The organism is Spongiivirga sp. MCCC 1A20706, from assembly GCF_046524175.1.
Taxonomy (GTDB): Bacteria; Bacteroidota; Bacteroidia; order Flavobacteriales; family Flavobacteriaceae; genus Spongiivirga.
This window is the reverse complement of sequence record NZ_JBEFZF010000002.1, coordinates 809,411-826,763: the sequence shown is the minus strand read 5'-3', so window position 1 is coordinate 826,763 and position 17,353 is coordinate 809,411. Positions and strand designations below refer to the sequence as shown.

14 protein-coding genes are annotated in these 17,353 nt (G+C 36.2%); 5 read left to right on the top strand and 9 right to left on the bottom strand.

Going from position 1 to position 17,353, the window contains the following annotated elements; translation table 11 throughout:
* The gene (locus ABN763_RS07865) at window positions 1–2,247 is read right to left on the bottom strand and encodes a histidine kinase (protein ID WP_410484896.1); all 2,247 of its coding nucleotides are present in this window, start codon (window positions 2,245–2,247) and stop codon (window positions 1–3) included.
* 207 nt (window positions 2,248–2,454) lie between these two features.
* On the opposite strand from ABN763_RS07865, the gene ABN763_RS07860 reads away from it, so the two are divergent.
* Window positions 2,455–3,609, top strand: coding sequence for a vWA domain-containing protein (locus ABN763_RS07860; protein ID WP_410484895.1), 1,155 nt, complete (start codon window positions 2,455–2,457; stop codon window positions 3,607–3,609).
* Between the two features lie 92 nt (window positions 3,610–3,701).
* Here the strand turns inward: ABN763_RS07860 and ABN763_RS07855 are convergent, their stop codons facing one another.
* Window positions 3,702–4,694 carry a type IX secretion system membrane protein PorP/SprF gene (locus ABN763_RS07855; protein WP_410484894.1) on the bottom strand — a complete coding sequence of 331 codons (993 nt, stop codon included), beginning with the start codon at window positions 4,692–4,694 and terminating at the stop codon, window positions 3,702–3,704.
* 288 nt (window positions 4,695–4,982) lie between these two features.
* On the opposite strand from ABN763_RS07855, the gene ABN763_RS07850 reads away from it, so the two are divergent.
* The 4 genes from ABN763_RS07850 (at window position 4,983) to ABN763_RS07835 (ending at window position 9,320) form a co-directional block, all read left to right on the top strand.
* A complete protein-coding gene (locus ABN763_RS07850; protein WP_410484893.1) occupies window positions 4,983–5,891 on the top strand; it encodes a NifU family protein in 909 nt (302 codons plus the stop codon).
* Between the two features lie 125 nt (window positions 5,892–6,016).
* Entirely contained in the window at window positions 6,017–6,217 is a 201-nt protein-coding gene (locus ABN763_RS07845) for a dodecin family protein (RefSeq protein WP_410484892.1), read from the top strand.
* Window positions 6,218–6,333: 116 nt separating this feature from the next.
* Window positions 6,334–8,448: a thioredoxin domain-containing protein gene (locus ABN763_RS07840; protein ID WP_410484891.1), complete on the top strand. Its 2,115-nt coding sequence runs from the start codon at window positions 6,334–6,336 to the stop codon at window positions 8,446–8,448.
* A gap of 65 nt (window positions 8,449–8,513) precedes the next feature.
* Window positions 8,514–9,320 (top strand): mechanosensitive ion channel family protein, encoded by an 807-nt coding sequence (locus ABN763_RS07835; protein WP_410484890.1) that lies wholly within the window; start codon window positions 8,514–8,516, stop codon window positions 9,318–9,320.
* Here the strand turns inward: ABN763_RS07835 and tsaB are convergent.
* From tsaB to ABN763_RS07800, 7 genes are all read right to left on the bottom strand, one after another.
* Window positions 9,317–9,991, bottom strand: a complete 675-nt coding sequence (gene tsaB, locus ABN763_RS07830) for a tRNA (adenosine(37)-N6)-threonylcarbamoyltransferase complex dimerization subunit type 1 TsaB (protein ID WP_410484889.1) — start codon at window positions 9,989–9,991, stop codon at window positions 9,317–9,319. The genes ABN763_RS07835 and tsaB overlap by 4 nt on opposite strands.
* A 103-nt stretch (window positions 9,992–10,094) precedes the next feature.
* Window positions 10,095–11,543, bottom strand: coding sequence for a TolC family protein (locus ABN763_RS07825; RefSeq protein ID WP_410484888.1), 1,449 nt, complete (start codon window positions 11,541–11,543; stop codon window positions 10,095–10,097).
* A 116-nt stretch (window positions 11,544–11,659) separates the two neighbouring features.
* Window positions 11,660–12,799, bottom strand: coding sequence for an efflux RND transporter periplasmic adaptor subunit (locus ABN763_RS07820; RefSeq protein WP_410484887.1), 1,140 nt, complete (start codon window positions 12,797–12,799; stop codon window positions 11,660–11,662).
* A 36-nt stretch (window positions 12,800–12,835) separates the two neighbouring features.
* Entirely contained in the window at window positions 12,836–14,101 is a 1,266-nt protein-coding gene (locus ABN763_RS07815) for an ABC transporter permease (RefSeq protein WP_410484886.1), read from the bottom strand.
* Between the two features lie 21 nt (window positions 14,102–14,122).
* Window positions 14,123–15,352, bottom strand: a complete 1,230-nt coding sequence (locus tag ABN763_RS07810) for an ABC transporter permease (protein WP_410484885.1) — start codon at window positions 15,350–15,352, stop codon at window positions 14,123–14,125.
* A complete protein-coding gene (locus ABN763_RS07805; protein WP_410484884.1) occupies window positions 15,345–16,046 on the bottom strand; it encodes an ABC transporter ATP-binding protein in 702 nt (233 codons plus the stop codon). Before ABN763_RS07805 ends, ABN763_RS07810 begins: the two co-directional genes overlap by 8 nt.
* Before the next feature lie 186 nt (window positions 16,047–16,232).
* Window positions 16,233–17,351, bottom strand: coding sequence for an efflux RND transporter periplasmic adaptor subunit (locus ABN763_RS07800; protein WP_410484883.1), 1,119 nt, complete (start codon window positions 17,349–17,351; stop codon window positions 16,233–16,235).
* Between the last annotated feature and the right edge of the window lie 2 nt (window positions 17,352–17,353).

Below are 17,353 nucleotides of genomic sequence, written 5' to 3'. Positions count from 1 at the left end.
CTATTTATTTAGTGTTAGTTTAACTATAGTACCTGACCCATCTTTATTTACGTCATCAACCATAACCGCTACCTTATCTTTATACATATCGTTTAAAATAGTTATTCGCTTTTTGATATTACCCATCCCTTTTGATTTGTTTTTAAGTTGATTTTTGGTTTTTAACTCAGCCGAAGCTTTTCTACCTATACCATCATCCTCAATGCTAATCATAATACTATTTGAATCAATATTCTTCAAGTTGATATGTAAACTTCCTTTCTCTTTTTTATATCGAAGTCCGTGCCAAATAGCATTCTCAATATACGGTTGCAATAGCATTGGTGGAATGGTATAGGCCTCTACATCAACTCCAGGATCTATATTAATGGTGTAGTCAAACTTATCTTTGAAACGAGAGTGTTCTAATTTTGTGTAGAGCTGAAGTAGTTCAATTTCCTTAGATAAAGGAATAAAATCTTCATCAGAATTTTCTAAAACCGACCGCATTAGGGTTGAAAACTCAGCCAAGTATCGGTTGGCATTGCGCTCATCATTACTCGCTATGTAGCTATTCACCGAATTCAGAGCATTGAATATAAAATGAGGGTTCATCTGCGACCGCAACGATCGTAGCGCTAATAAATTATTGGCCAACTTTTGTTGTCTGATACTTCTGTACATGAAAAACCCAGCAATTACAAGCAACAAAATTCCCGCTATCAAGGCATAAATTGTTGTTTGTTGGCGTTTGTTGGTTTCTGTAGTCAATTGACGTTCTGTGGAGATCAAATCCATTTTACTCTCGGTCAATTCCCTATCTTTTTCTAAGCTAGAAATGCGATTTTGCTGCTGGGTAATATCACGACTAAAACGAGCTGCTTGCGATATTTGCTGCTCCTTTTTTACCACCAAGGTATCGACTAATTCAACATATGCACGATACGTATTGTAGGCTTTATTATAGTCCCCAAGATTTTCATACACCTCGGATAACCGTCGTGTAGCATCTTTTTTTACAATGATATCTTCACTTCTATCGGCTTCAGCAATACTTTCTTCTAAAAAAGGAATGGCTTCGTTAAATTTCTGTTGATTTGCCAAGGCGTTACCAATTTTATAATTGGTTTTTTGTCGGGTAATTGCTTCAGGCGCATCTTCTTGGGTTACAATGCTATCATTTATCTTATCGATCACATCGAGATTTTGTTTTCTCAACTCAATTTCTTTATCATACTGATTGTTGGCACTGTAAAAATCAGCTACCTTCTCTTTCTGTACAGCTGCTCTTTTCAAGTTTTCTCCTTTAGCCGCTTCAATAGAATTTTGAAATAACCCTTCCGCTTGTTGCACCGCACCTGACGCCGCAAAAAGTTCAGCTAACTTCGAATTTAAATCGGTAATCTTTGGTGCTACTTTATTGTCTTTTGCCAGTTTCAATGCTTCGTTATAGTTGCCTTTAGCTTGAGAAGTTTCATTTAAAGCTTTATTACTATCCCCCAAACCTTCATATGCTTCAATTTTTTGATAAATAGAAAGTCGGTTTTTCAGCAACCCATTATAAAGCAATTTTGCCTTTTCAGGCTCATTATTTTTCAAATGTGCCTTTGTCAATTTAAGCATTATTTCACTTGAAGAAACTGAGGACAAAGATGTTTTATAGTTACTAACAGCAAGATCATATTGCTGCCAGTACATATAGGTATCACCTAGTACACGAAAAGCCTGAGCTTGCCGTTCATTATCTTTTCGTTTGCCAAGTATTTGTAACGATTTTTCTACAAACTGTACGCTTCGAGCAACATCTTTTCTTTGAAAAAACCTCGCAGAGTCAAGTGCATTATCAAAAAGTAAACCTGTAGCAACAGTTCGACTCGGCGACTTCATTTTCTTAGTCTTTGCCTCAAGCGCACGTTCTTCTTCCTGTTCGAGATCAATACTACTATTTTTATCAGTATCTTCCTCGACCAGTAACTTTATATCTTCGTCGTCCTTAATGATATAATGGATTGTTTCAATATCTCTATGCTCAAAAACCAACTCATCATTAGCACTTGCTTTAATTGAAAAACTACCATCCATTAATGTATAAGTAGACCTTCCGCCAAGAATATAAACACGTACATTCCTAATTGGGTCACGTGATTCTTTATACATAACAACGCCCTTTACATTAAAGGTGGGTTTGACACTATTAGTGCGTTGCGCCTTCACCGTAAAACAAAGGCCCAGAAAAAGAAGAACGATATGTACTTTTTTCAATCTCATAATCAATCAAACTTACAACCTATTCATCGCATACGAAAATGCCTATTTCAGGAAAAGGGTAAAACGAGGCCAATTTTCGCATCTAATTTTCCCGTTCACTCAAAAAATGGTACAGTTTACTCAAACAAAACTAGCGGAGCCTTATTCTTACTATTTTGTTGTCTAGTCTGAACGTAGTTTTACCACATCAATTTAAACGAATACATTATGAAAAAGCGAATTATCTGCGGAATGCTACTGTTGGGATTACTTCAAGCGCAATTTATTATTGCTAATGAACTTCCACTTCAAAAGAAATTACACAAAACGGTTTCTGAAAACACCTATAAACAAACCATTCAGGTTGCTTTGCTATTAGACACCAGTAATAGTATGGACGGACTTATTAATCAAGCAAAAGCGCAATTATGGGAAATTGTAAATCAGCTTTCATATGCCAAATGCCGAAGCATACAACCCGATCTTGAAATCGCTTTATATGAGTATGGTAATTCTGGACTTTCGTCTCGCGAAGGATACATAAGACAAGTTATTGGTTTTAGCGATGATCTTGATGAGATTTCAGAAAAGCTTTTTTCATTAACCACTAATGGCGGAAATGAATTTTGCGGTCAGGTAATCAATACCTCTGTAAAGGAATTAGAATGGGGTAAAAATCCTGATGATCTTAGGTTAGTATTTATTGCCGGTAATGAACCGTTTAATCAAGGTATACTTCATTATAAAGATGCGATTACAGATGCCAAAGAAAAAGACATCGTTGTTAATACCATTTATTGCGGAGACTATCAAAGTGGGATTCACACCTTTTGGAAAGATGGTGCAGACCGTGGTAAAGGGGACTATATGAATATTGATCATAACAAAGCAGTAGTGCATATTGCCACCCCTTATGATGACATAATCATTCAATTAAATGGAAAATTAAATGGCACATACATCCCATATGGAAGTTTAGGAGCTACTAAAATGGAAATGCAATCTGTGCAGGATGCAAATGCCGCCGAATTAGACGAAGTAGTAAGTGTAAAACGTGCTGTTACCAAAAGCGGTAGATTATATAACAATAGTAAATGGGATCTGGTAGATGCTGAAAAGGAAAAAGACTTTAGCTATGACAAACTTGACCCAAAAAAATTGCCTAAGGTCTTGCAGGGAAAATCGACTTCAGAATTAAAAGCATATGTTACCGCTAAGAGTGCTGAACGCAAAAAGATTCAACAAAAAATTCAAGAATTAAATAAAAAAAGAACAGCTTTTATAGCTGCAAAGCAACAAGAAAATTCAGAAAATTCCGATTTAGAAAACGCGATGATCAGTGCTATTAAAAGACAGGCGAAGACTAAAGGTTATAAGTGGTAGTTGGTCACTATAATTGATAGTTGATAGCTAACAAATAAGAAATACCTCTCTTAAAAAAGGGAGGTGTTTTTGTTTCCTAAAAAACTTTATTATTAATTCACTGCGGGGCACGCACAATCGTAAGGTTCTCGGGCTTTCCAAAGATCAAACCCAACGGTTATCTGGTGAAAACCACCATTATCAAACTTAAGATTCCCTAGTTGATTGGTATATGTATAGGCAAACATGAAGCTATTGTAGTTAATACCAACAATGGGAGACACCCAATTAAGTCTCTGATTATCTATTTGGTTTCCATTTATAAACTCAGCGCCATCAAAACTACTCCTGTATGATATGCCACCCCATAATCTGCCCCAATCAAAACGTCTGTACGCTTTTAAGTTCGCGTCAATGGCCTTTTCTGTGGTGAACTCTCTTAACTGAAATAAAACAGAGGGCTCAAAGTTCCATAAATTGGCACCTCCAAAAACGTAACCCATCGAAAACAAGTAATTACGCTGGTTATTTGACTCAAACTCTCCATTAATATTTCGGTTTCTAAAAAGTGCATTTTTCACTGCAAAGTGAGCGTAAAAGTCTAAATAGTGGTAGGACATACCAAAATCCACATTGTAATAACCTGTACTTTGCTTAATTCCTGCTATGATAGGATCGAAATCTAAAGGATCAAAATTAGTTTCATCCAGCTCACTCTGTATAACTCCAGCACTTAAACCAAATGAAAGCTGATTTAAATCTAAATTAGATCTTGAAAACCGCAAATGGTGTGCGTAGGTGACATAAAATCCCTTTTGAGAATGAAATCCGTTCTTATCATTAAAAATGATACCTCCTACTCCTGAACGATCATTAACTCTGTAATGAGCATTAAGGGTTTGCAGCTCTGGCGCATCTTCTACATCAAACCACTGTTTACGAGCGGTAGCTCTTATTTTTAAACCACTACCAGCTCCAGCCATAGATGGATATACTAGATAGTAATTATCGGCAAAATAGTCTAAATAAACAGGAACCCCTTCTTGAGCATAGGTAAACTGAGCTATTAGAAAAGCAAAAACAAAGTAGCGTTTTTTAAAGTTCATAGGTTGTTTCACTTATTTAACCAGCTACGTTTTGCAAGAAGTTGGCAATAAGAAATGAAAGTGTAGGTAAAACTATAGGCGAGTTTTTCGAACCTTTCAAGTTTATAAATTTTAGTTAATTAGCATCTCGATTAGTTTTAATCAAAAAACCAATCGAACCTTATAACGACAATACTACCTATTTTGTTGTTTTAAGATGAAATAAATAAGTCAAAACACATAAATCGACTGCCAATTGTTTCAATAAAGCCCTGGGCTTTTTCGTATTTTTGCAAAAAGAAATTTGCAATGAGTAATTACACCATAACGGTATCTGAAACTAGCAATCCTGCTATCGTCAAGTTTGAAGCCAATCACTTTTTAACAAAACATACTAGCTACGAATATAACAATATTGATGAGGCGCAGAACAGTCCCTTAGCCCAACAACTTTTCTACCTTCCTTTTGTAAAAAAGATATACATTTCTGGCAACTTCGTTGCTGCTGAACGATTTAACATTGTCAATTGGCCTGATGTTCAGGAGGAAGTGGCGCAACAAATAGAAAAATACCTCAATGATGGTGGTATAATTGTAAATGAGAACACTAGCGATTCAAAAAAGAAGATTCCAGTAACGGTTTATGCCGAAAGCACACCCAATCCAGCTGCAATGAAATTTGTCGCTAATAAAAAGATTGTGCTGAATAATATGGAGTTCAAAAGCATAGATGATGCTAAATATGCTCCTATGGCCACCGCCTTGTTTAGTTTTCCTTTTGTTAAAGAATTATTCTTTGACGAAAACTACATCTCTGTCATTAAATATGATGTTGCAGACTGGGATGAAGTGACCATTCCGCTTAGAGAATTCATCAAACAGTATCTTGAGGATGGTAAAACTATCATTGATGAAAATGCGCCTGAGCTTCAACCTGAAAAACAAGTTGAGCAAAAACAACAATTTGAAAACCTCAGTGATACTTCAAAACAAATTGTTGAAATTTTAGATGAATATGTAAAACCCGCAGTAGCTTCGGATGGCGGCAATATCGAATTTCAAGAATATGACGAAGCGAGTAAAACTGTAAAAGTAGTACTGCAGGGTGCTTGCAGTGGTTGCCCTTCTTCCACATTTACGTTAAAAAATGGTATTGAGAATATGCTTAAGCAGATGATGGGAGACAAAGTGCAAACGGTAGAGGCCATAAATGGCTAACTTGTTCATTTTATCGATTAATTTGACCATTAAAGGTTTTTTTTGATCTTTTTTTTCTCATATTTAAATGTATCGGTTCTATAAAGGCGTAACTTTAACAATTATTAATCGTTAAAATTTAAATCATGGCAGTATTAAAAGTAATAGAAGTATTATCAAATTCTAACAAAAGTTGGGAAGATGCAACTAAGAAAGCAGTAAAGCAGGCTTCAAAATCAGTTAAAAATATAAAATCAGTTTATGTAAGCGATCAAAGTGCGGTTGTAAGTGGAAACGAAGTAACTGAATTTCGCGTAAATCTTAAAATTACTTTCGAAGTAAAATAATCAATTTAACTACTTGAAAATAAAAATGCCGGTTAGTCTAACCGGCATTTTTATTTTAACATAAATACGATAACAACCTAGAGGTAGCTCCTGCTCTATTGCTTATATTTACGCTTATGATTAAGCGCATTACTTATACATTATTCTTATTACTATTTGCTTGTAACGGGCAAAATAAATCTGATATGTTTGATCCCAATACTAACGACCTCAAAAAAGAGACCAGTCCATATTTATTACAACATGCTCAAAATCCAGTGAACTGGAAAGCTTGGAAAGAAGCACCTCTGGAATACGCTAAAACCAACAATAAATTGCTTCTCATAAGCGTGGGCTATGCCGCCTGTCATTGGTGCCATGTGATGGAGCATGAAAGCTTTGAAAATGAGGAGGTTGCTAAAATCATGAACGATAAGTTCGTTAATATTAAAGTAGATCGCGAAGAAAGACCAGATGTAGATCAGGTGTATATGAATGCCGTACAGTTAATGACAGGTCGTGGCGGATGGCCGTTAAACATCATTGCCCTACCGGACGGAAGACCAGTTTGGGGAGGTACATATTTTAAAAAGGAAGAATGGATGCGTACAATTAATCAGATCTCTGAATTATACCAGAAAGATCCTGAAAAGATGATCGAATATGCTTCAAAATTGGAAGAAGGTATTAAAAGTCTTGATCTAATTGAACCCAATCCAGAAAAAGCCAGTTTCTCTTTGGAAAATGTTGATGCTGCAGTTGCTTCTTGGTCTCGTTCATTTGACAATAAAAAGGGTGGCCTGAACAGGGCACCTAAATTTATGATGCCGAATAACTATCATTTTTTGTTGCGTAAAGCCTATCAGACAAACGATCAAGAATTAATGAAGTATGTTCAATTCACCTTAACCAAAATGGCATATGGCGGTATTTATGATCATGTAGGTGGCGGATTTTCAAGATATTCAGTTGATGATAAATGGCATGTACCACATTTTGAAAAAATGTTGTACGATAATGCCCAACTAGTAAGTTTGTATGCCGACGCCTATTTAGTTGAAAAAAATGAATTATATAAAAGAACTGTAGAAGAAAGTCTCGCTTTTGTAGAGCGCGAGTTAATGAGTAATGAATTTGCCTTTTATTCGTCTTTAGATGCCGATAGTTTAGATGAAAATGAGGAACTGGAAGAAGGGGCTTTCTATGTCTGGAAAAAAGAAGAGTTAGAAGAAATACTAACCAATGACTTTGACCTTTTTAAAGACTACTATAACATTAACAACTACGGGTTCTGGGAGAAGAAAAACTATGTTTTAATTCGTAATGAGGATGAAACGGAGATAGCAAAAAAACATAATATTACTGTTAATACGTTGCAACAGCGAATAACTCACGCTAAACAAAAACTTTTTGAAGTACGGGCTAAACGGGCGCGTCCTCGTTTAGATGATAAAAGCTTAACTTCTTGGAATGCATTAATGCTAAAAGCTTATCTCGATGCATATCGTGTTTTTGGAAATCAGCATTATCTTGATATAGCACTAAAAAATGCCAACTTTATCAAAATTAAACAGCTTAAACCTGATGGTGGTTTGTACCATGTTTATAAGGATGATAATAGTAGTATTAACGGTTATTTAGAAGATTATGCTGCTACCATTAATGCCTTTATCGCTCTTTATGAAACCACACTTGATATGCAATGGTTGAACCTTTCGAGAGACCTAACAAACTATGCTTATGATCATTTTTATGATGATAAAAGCGGCTTTTTTTATTTTACATCTGATGAAGATACCGCATTGGTAAGCCGAAGCATTGAACAGCTAGATAATGTAATTCCAGCCTCTAACTCGATAATGGCTAAAAATCTTTACGATCTTGCTCTTTATTTTGGCAATGAGCAATACAAAACTACCGCTATCAATATGCTTAACAGTGTAAAGCCCAATATAGCGCAATACCCAACTAGTCATTCTAATTGGTTGGACTTAATGCTCAACTTTGTCGGTGAATATTATGAAGTGGCCATTGTAGGCGAAAATGCGAAAGAAAGAATAGCCCAGCTCAATAAAACCTATATTCCGAATAAATTGATTGTTGGCAGTATTGGCGAATCTGACCTATATCTGTTAGAAAATAGATTTACTGAAGGCGAAACCATGATATATGTATGTGTAGAGGGTGCCTGTAAACTTCCAGTTACAGAAGTTAAAGATGCTATTAATCAATTAGACGTTCTCATAAATTAATTATCATGTAATATTCACTTTCGGATTATGCATTTTTTGTAACTTTCTGAAAATCAAATTTTATTATGGATAAGTGGATCGAAAAAGGTATTAATCTGGTTACAGATTTTGGCCCAAAATTGTTGGCAGCTATTGCCATCTGGATCATAGGATCTTGGATTGTTGGTAAAGTGATTAAAATCATAGGCAAGCTAATGGATAGAGCCAACTATGATGAAAGCCTTCAAAAATTTCTTTCAAACTTAATAGGCTGGATATTAAAGGCTCTGGTAATTCTTGCTGCTTTAGGAACACTTGGAGTTGAGACTACATCATTTGCAGCTATAATTGCTGCTGCTGGTCTTGCAATCGGTCTTGCCTTACAAGGTTCGTTAGCCAACTTTGCCGGCGGGGTGCTTATTATGATCTTTAAACCGTTTAAAATTGGGGACTTAATCGAAGCCCAAGGAGAACTGGGTGTTGTCAAAGAAATTGAAATTTTCACTACAAAGCTTAATTCACCACAAAACAAGCTAATTATTATCCCTAATGGTTCTTTGTCGAATGGTAATATTGTTAACTACTCGGCCGAAGGAAAATTACGTATCGACCATGTTATTGGTGTTGCCTATGATACTAATATGAAACAAGCCAAAGAGGTATTACTAAAAGTGTTAACGGATCAAGAGAAAGTACTTTCTGATCCAGCTCCCGCCGTCACCGTTGTCGAATTAGCGGACAGCTCTATTAATATGGCTGTAAGACCTTGGGCAAAAGTCGAAGATTACTGGGATGTATATTTCGATACGCTTGAAAAAAGTAAGGAGGCCCTAGATGCTGCAGGTATTGAAATACCATATCCAACATCAGTAGAAATAGAAAAACAAGCCTAAGCTTTTTTCTTGCCTGCAATAAAATCTTTTAAATAATAAGGTTCAAAATAGGCAACGTCCTCAAAGTCATTGTTCTCATATTTTGCGAAAGACAGCGCTGTCATTTCCTTAGCCGATGGTACCAGTATATCAGTGTTAAAAATTGCATTGGTATGCTGTATCACACTAACGCATTTGACTGCTCCGTTTCCTAAGAAAGAAACGGTGCCCTTTTCTAAATACTCATGAAATGAATTTTCATCAATAATGACCGCATCAGTTTCTGCCATTGGCTCATGATCCTGATTATGAATTAAGGCATATACTTCCATTCGTCTAGCATCTAACATAGGGATCACAAAATCGGCTTTAGTAGCATTCTGATATGCCAATGAAGTTAAAGTAGCTACAGATATTAATGGGATATCAAGTGAAAAAGCCAAACCTTTGGCTGCTGAAACACCTATGCGTAAACCCGTATAAGAGCCGGGACCTTTACTAACGGCTATGGCATTTAAATCATTAAGTAAAATGCCTGCTTCAGATACTGCTTGTTTGATAAAAACATGTAGATTCTCTGCATGAGAATAACCTTTCTCATTTAACTCGACCAACGATATCGTTTTGTTCTTTTTTCCGACAGAGACAGAGCAGTTGGTTGTTGCTGTTTCGATATTCAAGATGTACGCCATAAAGCAAAAATACTCTTGAAATTAATAACCTACAAGGAGTCTCTCTTCATCAATACTTTCAATGAAAAACACCTTGTAGGTTTAAAAGATAATTATCCGGAATTTAATTTATATCGGTTATTGGCACTCCAAAATAGAACTCCAAAACTTTGGTTAAAAAGATATAGTTGTATTTTGTTCGCACCACCTCGGCTTCGGCTTGTATAAGACGTTGCTTCGTTTGATTAAAATCAAAAGAGTTTAATAACCCTACGTTAAAACGTTCTTGAGAATATTCAAAAGCTGTTTGTCTAGCCTGCAACGTTTTCTGCGCTGCTTCAAAAGCCTTTCCTGCACCTAAGGCATCATTATACGCTTGATTAACCGTAGTCTCCAAGTTTAATTTTTCTTGCTCAAACTGAAATTTCGCACGTTCCAATGCGATCTCGCTTCTTTTTACACTGTTACGTGATCTGAACCCATTTAAGATAGGAATACTTAATCGTGCACCAAAACGGTGACCATCATTAATACTAAACTGATCGAAGTAAGGATCTGCTTTTTCAGTAATTGGAGTAGCAATAAAATTAGGAGCAACAACGGCTTGACCTGTTCCTTCAACCGTACCAATTTGCTGAGTGGGGTTGTCAGGATTAACAGTCAAATCTGTCCCTACTCTAATATCATTATTCGATGCTCTTGTATCGTAGCTGTAAAAAGCATCAAGTGAAGGCAACATACCACCTTTAGCAATCTTCACATCTTTTTCTGCGATTTGCACGCCTAATTCAGATACTTTAATGTCATTTCTAAACGTCAAAGCCTTTTCAAAAATAGATTTTGGATTATTATCAAAAATTACCGTTGTCGGTACGAGATAATCATCATCAGAAATTTCAAAATTCTCATAATCAGTAATTAGTAAAGCCTGAGCCAATGAAATTTTAGAAAGGCGCAAAGCATTTTCAGCGTTCACAATATTCTGCTCTAGTGTTGCTGCAGTTGCCTCAATTTCTAATAAATCTCCTCTAGGTACTACTCCCGAATCAACAAGCTCTTTGGTACGCTCTAAATCCTGTCGTGTAGATTCAAATTGCGCATTTTGCACTTTCAATGACTCCCGATTAAAAACTACCTGTAAGTAAGAATTAGCAACCAGAAGACGAATATCATCTTTAATATCTTCCAATTGATATTGATTAGACAAAATTGCCAAATTAGCTCGATGTAGCTGGTTTACATTTTGTAGTCCAGCAAATACGCTAACTCCAACGTCCATTCGTGCAGAAGTAAATTGAGTTGTAAGGTTTTCAAGTAAACCTGTAGTAATATTCTGGTTTAAACCAATATTCCACGAATGCGATGCTGATGCATTTACTGTTGGTAAAAAGTTACCAACTGCACCTTTTTTATCCACCTCTGCATTTTCTAGGTTTAACTCTGATTGTTTGACTGTGATATTATTTTCAATAGCATAATCTACACATTCTTTCAATGTCCACTTCTTTACTTGAGCGTTCATGGACATTGTAAAAGAGAGCGCTAAAAATGCACCTATTAATTTAACTTTCATTGATTTGCTTTTTATATGATTGATTTTGATTGATGAACCAATTCATAAAACCCATTGTTTGAGAATAATGAAGAGGCAATTTTGGTTATTAAGTTATTTAGTTTTGTTCTGTCTATTTAGTCGGCTACTTCTTCGCCTGCTTCATCATCTTCCTCGCTATCTTTCTTCTTAGGCTCTGTTTGATTCCAAACTTTTACCTTATCATCTTGACTTAGGCCTTCAAGGATTTCGATATTTACCCCATCAGAGAGTCCTGTTTTTATATCACGACGTTCAAACTGTTGGTCACCTGTTTGAATTTCAACATATGGTTTGTCTGTTTCTTTATCAAACTGAAGTAAGGCTTCTTTAATAGCCAAAACATCTTCTTTTTTCTCCAAAACCAAAGATGCATTCGCACTATAGCCGGCACGTACATAGAAGTTTTCATCTAAATACACATCACCTTCAATGCGAAACTGAACAGCACCCTGCTCTTCGTTTCCTTTTGGTGCAATAAACTTAAGTTTTGCCTCAAATTCCTGATCTTCAATTGCACCTAAGCTAACTTTTAACGGCATACCAACTTCTAGTTTACCTACTTCAGCTTCATCTACCTTACCTTCAAAAATCATCTTTTTCATATCGGCAATAGTAGCGACTGTAGTACCAGCATTAAAGTTGTTACTCTGAATTACCTGATCACCCTCTTCCACTGGAATTTCTAGAATTGTACCTTTTACGGATGCACGAATATTAGTGATTGCTTGCGCACCACCTGTAGATCCTTGGCGAATAATTTGTAAATCGTTACGAGCATTGGTTAACTCTTGCTTTGCCTGATCGTATCGCAACTGAATATTCTGGAAGTCTTGTTGAGAAATTACCCCTTTGTCAAAAATCTCTTTATTTCTATCAAAATCGATTTTAGCATTTCTCAAATTAATTTCTGCATTTCTAACGCGTCCTCTAGCACCATTTAATGCTTGCTCATTTGGCACCACCTTAATTTTAGCTATTAAATCTCCTGAACGGACCTCTTTACCTTCTTTAACAAATATTTTTTCAATAATACCTGTTACCTGAGGTTTTACTTCAACCTCCTCTTCTGGTACGACTTTACCCGTTGCTACCGTTTTTTGTTCTATACTGGTTTTAAACGGACTTTCAGTTTTAAATGTAATAGGCGATTTGCTATTTGACTTTATAAAGAAAGCCGCCGCAAATAATGCTCCTAAAACAAAGACTGCAATTAATATGTATTTTAAAATTTTCATTGTTATTCGTTTAATTATATAAGGTTGTTATCTAGTTTATTCTTCTCTTAAAGCATCAATTGGTTTTATACTAACAGCACGTTGGGCAGGAATTAAACCTATTATCGTACCCAAAATGATCATGATAAAAAAGGCTCCTATTAAATAAGGAATTGGTACCGTTGGGTTGGTATATGGAAAATCGATTCCCTGCGTTTGCTTATCAATCACCCAAAGTGTGAAAGCTCCTAAAATTATACCCACAATTCCGGCTAAAACAGTTAGTGTAACCGCTTCCATTAATATCTGTCCTCTCACCTCACTAGGTGTTGCCCCTAAAGCTCTTCGAACTCCGAGCTCCTTAGTACGTTCTTTTACTGATATTAGAAGAATGTTTCCAATACCAATAACACCTGCCAAAATACAGGCAATACCTACTACCAATGATAGGAAGTTGATTCCTTTAGCAAAACCTGTTATTCTATTAAATATCTCCCCAAGGTTAAATGTACCGAATGCGCGTTCATCATCCGGGTGTACTCTATGAATACTTTTTAAGACTGCTTTTATGTCTTTTTCAACTTCTACTACATTAGCATCATCATATGCCGCTATTGAAAACCAGTCTACATTTTGCCCCGTATTGTATAGTTTTTTATATGTAGAAAAAGGTATAAATATGTCGCTATCACTTTCAAAACCTCCTCCAGGAACAAATTTATGTACACCAATTACCTGAAAATAAATATCATCAATTCTAATGTATCCCCCAATTGGGTCTTCATCTTCTTCAAAAAGCTCGCGTTGCGTACGCTCGCCAATTACACAAACCTTTCTCGCATTTTCGATATCAGAATCATTAATAAAGCGACCCCCATCATAGATTTTTTTAGTAGCAATCTTCGTGAAGACTGGTAAATCGCCATATACCGTATAATTTCCTGTTTTTTGGCCTCTTACGACCTGTGCTCCACCACTACCATCAAAAACGCCTTTTGCATTTCGGGGTGCCACATATTGAATTTCAGGTATTCTGTTCTGCAAGGTGGTTGCGTCCTCCATTTTTAAACGTAAAGGTCTTCCCGTTTTAAAACCCGCATGCGGCATACTTGTGCTTTGCGCCCAAGCAAATAAACTGTTCATCGCTACATTTTCAAATGCGCGCTCAAAACCATTATCCATCCCTTTTGCAGCACCTGAAAGCCCGATATAAATAAATACCCCCCAAAGAACCCCTACTATCGTGATCGTAGTACGAAGCTTGTTCTTGCCTATTGAGGCAAAAATCTCGCTCCAAACATCTCTACTAAAAAGTAACTTCATGACTGTCTTTTTTAAAGGTTATTATTCATCTCTTAATGCCTCAATCGGCTTGATTCTAGCTGCTCTCCTCGCTGGAATAAATCCGGCTAATGCCCCAAAAAGAATCAATAATATGGTAGCAAAAATTGCAGTACCCATGCCGATATAAGGATTTTTTATAAAGTACTCATCCAATGAATCTTTAATTCCGCTAAGTACACCTATCCCTAGGAACATTCCTACATAACCGGCTATTGTTGTAATAAAAACAGCCTCTTGAAGCACCATGTTTATTACTGATTTTGGTGTTGCACCTAGTGCTTTTCGAATACCTAATTCTTTTGTTCTTTCTTTTACCACAAATAACATAATAGTACCTACCCCAATCATACCAAATATCAGCGTTCCAATAGCGATGGTACCAAAAATCCACTGCAACACGGTAGCAAACTGTTGGTTTTGTTTTAATTGATCAGCAACGTTTCTAATAAATATGCCTCCCTGATCATCCGGAGCAATATTTTTTTTATCCTTTAAGAACTTAGAAAGAGAACGCTCAAAAGCCAATCCGCCTTGATGGCCTAATTCAGGTTTGAAAGCGACGATAATCTGTCCGAGTTTGTCATTATTTTTTTCAATTAGCTGCCTTGTTGTGTACGATAAATAGATGTACCGTTCTTCATTATCTCCACCATCATCTTGAAAAACCCCCACTACCTTCCAAGCTATATCACCCATATCAATATACTTGCCAATAGGGTCTTCATCTTTAAATAGATCTTTAGCAACCAAACGTCCGATTACAACATTTTTAGTCCGATTTTCGATATCGTATTGATTTAGATATCGACCTTTCATCATAATTGTTTTTTCAACGTATTGATGCCCAGGCGAAACGGCTCTTGTCGTATAGTTATTAGATTCATTTTTATATTTCACAAAAGCCCCTCTGGTAATTCTGGGAGTGATATACTGCAAGAACATTGGAAAATTCTTCTTAATATCATCTAAATCGCTATTTTCCCATTGAATAAACCTATTAGATTTAAAACCCTTATACGGTTTTGTAGTTTTACCAGCAAACAAGAATAAGGTATTGGTAGCGTCATCAAGAAAAAACTCTTGAAATGTATTTTTCAATCCGTTACCAAATCCAACCAACACCACAAAAATGAAAATACCCAAGGCCACCGCGAAACCGGTTAAAAAAGTTCGCAGCTTGTTCTTTGAAATGGTCTGAAATATTTCCTGCCAGCGGTCGCGACTAAACATACTGTGATGCTCTTACTTGTTCGACTTTTTCATCTTTTTCAATGATACCATCTTTTAAATGTACAATACGCTTGCACATTTGTGCGATATCCTCCTCATGTGTTACCACCAATATGGTGTTTCCTTGATCATTGATTTTCTGTATAAGATCCATCACTTCATACGATGTCGTACTGTCAAGTGCTCCTGTAGGTTCATCAGCCAATAATACTTTTGGTTCCGATGCCATTGCCCTAGCAATAGCAACACGTTGTTTTTGTCCACCAGAAAGTTCGCTTGGTAAATGGGTAGCCCATTCTGCCAAACCAACTTGACCTAAGTACTTTAAGGCTTTTTCCTGACGTTCTTTTCTAGAAACTCCCTGGTAATAAAGTGGTAATGCAACGTTTTCTAATGCTGTTTTATAATTAATAAGGTTAAAGGATTGAAAAATGAATCCTAAAAACTTATTGCGATATTGTGCTGCTTTTTTCTCGTTAAGATTTTTGATTGGAACACTATCTAAAGTGTAGCTACCTTCATCAGCAACATCGAGCATTCCCAGTATATTAAGTAAGGTAGATTTACCTGAACCAGATGAACCCATAATGGCCACCAGTTCACCGTCTTCCACATTAAAATCAATTCCTTTTAAAACATGAAGGGAGTTACTCCCCATTATATAAGACTTATGAAGATCTTTTATTTCAATCATGGTCAGTTATTTAGTTAATGCAAGATTACACAATTGTATTCTTGAACTATATTAAAACTATGTTAAGCGTTAAGCATAGCTTTGTTTATGGTATGTAAGACTATTGGGACAGCGTTATGTTACAACCTGCTATGTGAATGTTTTGTTAAAGTATTTTAAGATTGTAACTATACTAACAACCTAATATTAGTTATCGCCTTCTTCTTCAGGTTCTTCAATCTCGTTCCAAACCTTAATTTCATCGGTTTCGCTGAGACCTTTTTTTATTTCAAGGTAAAGTCCATCGCTAATACCAATTTCGATCTCACGGCGCTCAAACTGTTGTGCTCCTGTTGCCACTTCTACAAAGGGAGCTTTTGTTTCTTTATCGAATTGAACTAAGGCTTCTTTAATGGCAATTGCATCGTTCGCTTTTGCCAAAATAATACTTGCATTAGCACTTAGGCCTGCACGAATAAACGTAGAATCTTGTTTTTTTAGTGTCCCTTTAATTTCAAATTGAATGGCGCCATTTTCTAGCTTACCTTTAGGAGCGATGTAATCTAATACAGCATCAAAAGTAGTGTTTTCGATAGCACCTACTTTAATTTCTAGCGGTAAGCCTTCTTTTATTTTTCCCACCTCAGACTCATCTACCTTTCCTTCAAAAATCATTTTATTTACATCGGCCAACGCAGCAATGGTAGTACCTTCATTAAAGTTATTACTTTCAATTACTTGATTACCTTTCTCAACAGGAACTTCTAAAACCATTCCCGCTACGGTCGATTTTATCAATGTATTAGCGGCACTTCCAAAACCCTTTGTACTTCCCGTTTTAACGATATCATAGCGCTGATTTGCCGCATTGAACGATTGCAGTGCTTGTTTATATGAAACCTCCGCGCGCTCAAGATCTTGTTTTGAGATAACACTCTTATCGTACAGTGCCTGCTGTCGTTCAAAGTTTCGTTTTTCATTGTCTAAACTAATCTTTGCTGTGTTAATTCCGTTTCTAGCATCATTGAGCGAATTAAGATTAGGTATTACCCGAATTTTGGCAATAAGGTCGCCCTCTTTTACATAATCGCCTCCTTCGACATACACTTCCTGAATAACCCCTGAAATGTTTGGTTTAATAAGTACTTCTTCCAAAGGCAAAATGCTACCCGTTGCTACCGCCTTTTTTACAATATTTCTCGTTGTAGGTTTTTCGGTTTCATATACTACGGGATCTTCGTTGTTTTTTGAATATAAGTAGTATAACGATCCCCCAAATAACACCACAATTAAAAAGAGAATGATAATGGTTACTGATTTTTTCATTT

What these genes read in the sequence shown, in the direction of transcription:
- ABN763_RS07865 (WP_410484896.1), bottom strand. Translation starts at nt 2,247, where the DNA reads ATGAGATTGAAAAAAGTACATATCGTTCTTCTTTTTCTGGGCCTTTGT.
- ABN763_RS07860 (WP_410484895.1), top strand. Translation starts at nt 2,455, where the DNA reads ATGAAAAAGCGAATTATCTGCGGAATGCTACTGTTGGGATTACTTCAA.
- ABN763_RS07855 (WP_410484894.1), bottom strand. Translation starts at nt 4,694, where the DNA reads ATGAACTTTAAAAAACGCTACTTTGTTTTTGCTTTTCTAATAGCTCAG.
- ABN763_RS07850 (WP_410484893.1), top strand. Translation starts at nt 4,983, where the DNA reads ATGAGTAATTACACCATAACGGTATCTGAAACTAGCAATCCTGCTATC.
- ABN763_RS07845 (WP_410484892.1), top strand. Translation starts at nt 6,017, where the DNA reads ATGGCAGTATTAAAAGTAATAGAAGTATTATCAAATTCTAACAAAAGT.
- ABN763_RS07840 (WP_410484891.1), top strand. Translation starts at nt 6,334, where the DNA reads ATGATTAAGCGCATTACTTATACATTATTCTTATTACTATTTGCTTGT.
- ABN763_RS07835 (WP_410484890.1), top strand. Translation starts at nt 8,514, where the DNA reads ATGGATAAGTGGATCGAAAAAGGTATTAATCTGGTTACAGATTTTGGC.
- tsaB (WP_410484889.1), bottom strand. Translation starts at nt 9,991, where the DNA reads ATGGCGTACATCTTGAATATCGAAACAGCAACAACCAACTGCTCTGTC.
- ABN763_RS07825 (WP_410484888.1), bottom strand. Translation starts at nt 11,543, where the DNA reads ATGAAAGTTAAATTAATAGGTGCATTTTTAGCGCTCTCTTTTACAATG.
- ABN763_RS07820 (WP_410484887.1), bottom strand. Translation starts at nt 12,799, where the DNA reads ATGAAAATTTTAAAATACATATTAATTGCAGTCTTTGTTTTAGGAGCA.
- ABN763_RS07815 (WP_410484886.1), bottom strand. Translation starts at nt 14,101, where the DNA reads ATGAAGTTACTTTTTAGTAGAGATGTTTGGAGCGAGATTTTTGCCTCA.
- ABN763_RS07810 (WP_410484885.1), bottom strand. Translation starts at nt 15,352, where the DNA reads ATGTTTAGTCGCGACCGCTGGCAGGAAATATTTCAGACCATTTCAAAG.
- ABN763_RS07805 (WP_410484884.1), bottom strand. Translation starts at nt 16,046, where the DNA reads ATGATTGAAATAAAAGATCTTCATAAGTCTTATATAATGGGGAGTAAC.
- ABN763_RS07800 (WP_410484883.1), bottom strand. Translation starts at nt 17,351, where the DNA reads ATGAAAAAATCAGTAACCATTATCATTCTCTTTTTAATTGTGGTGTTA.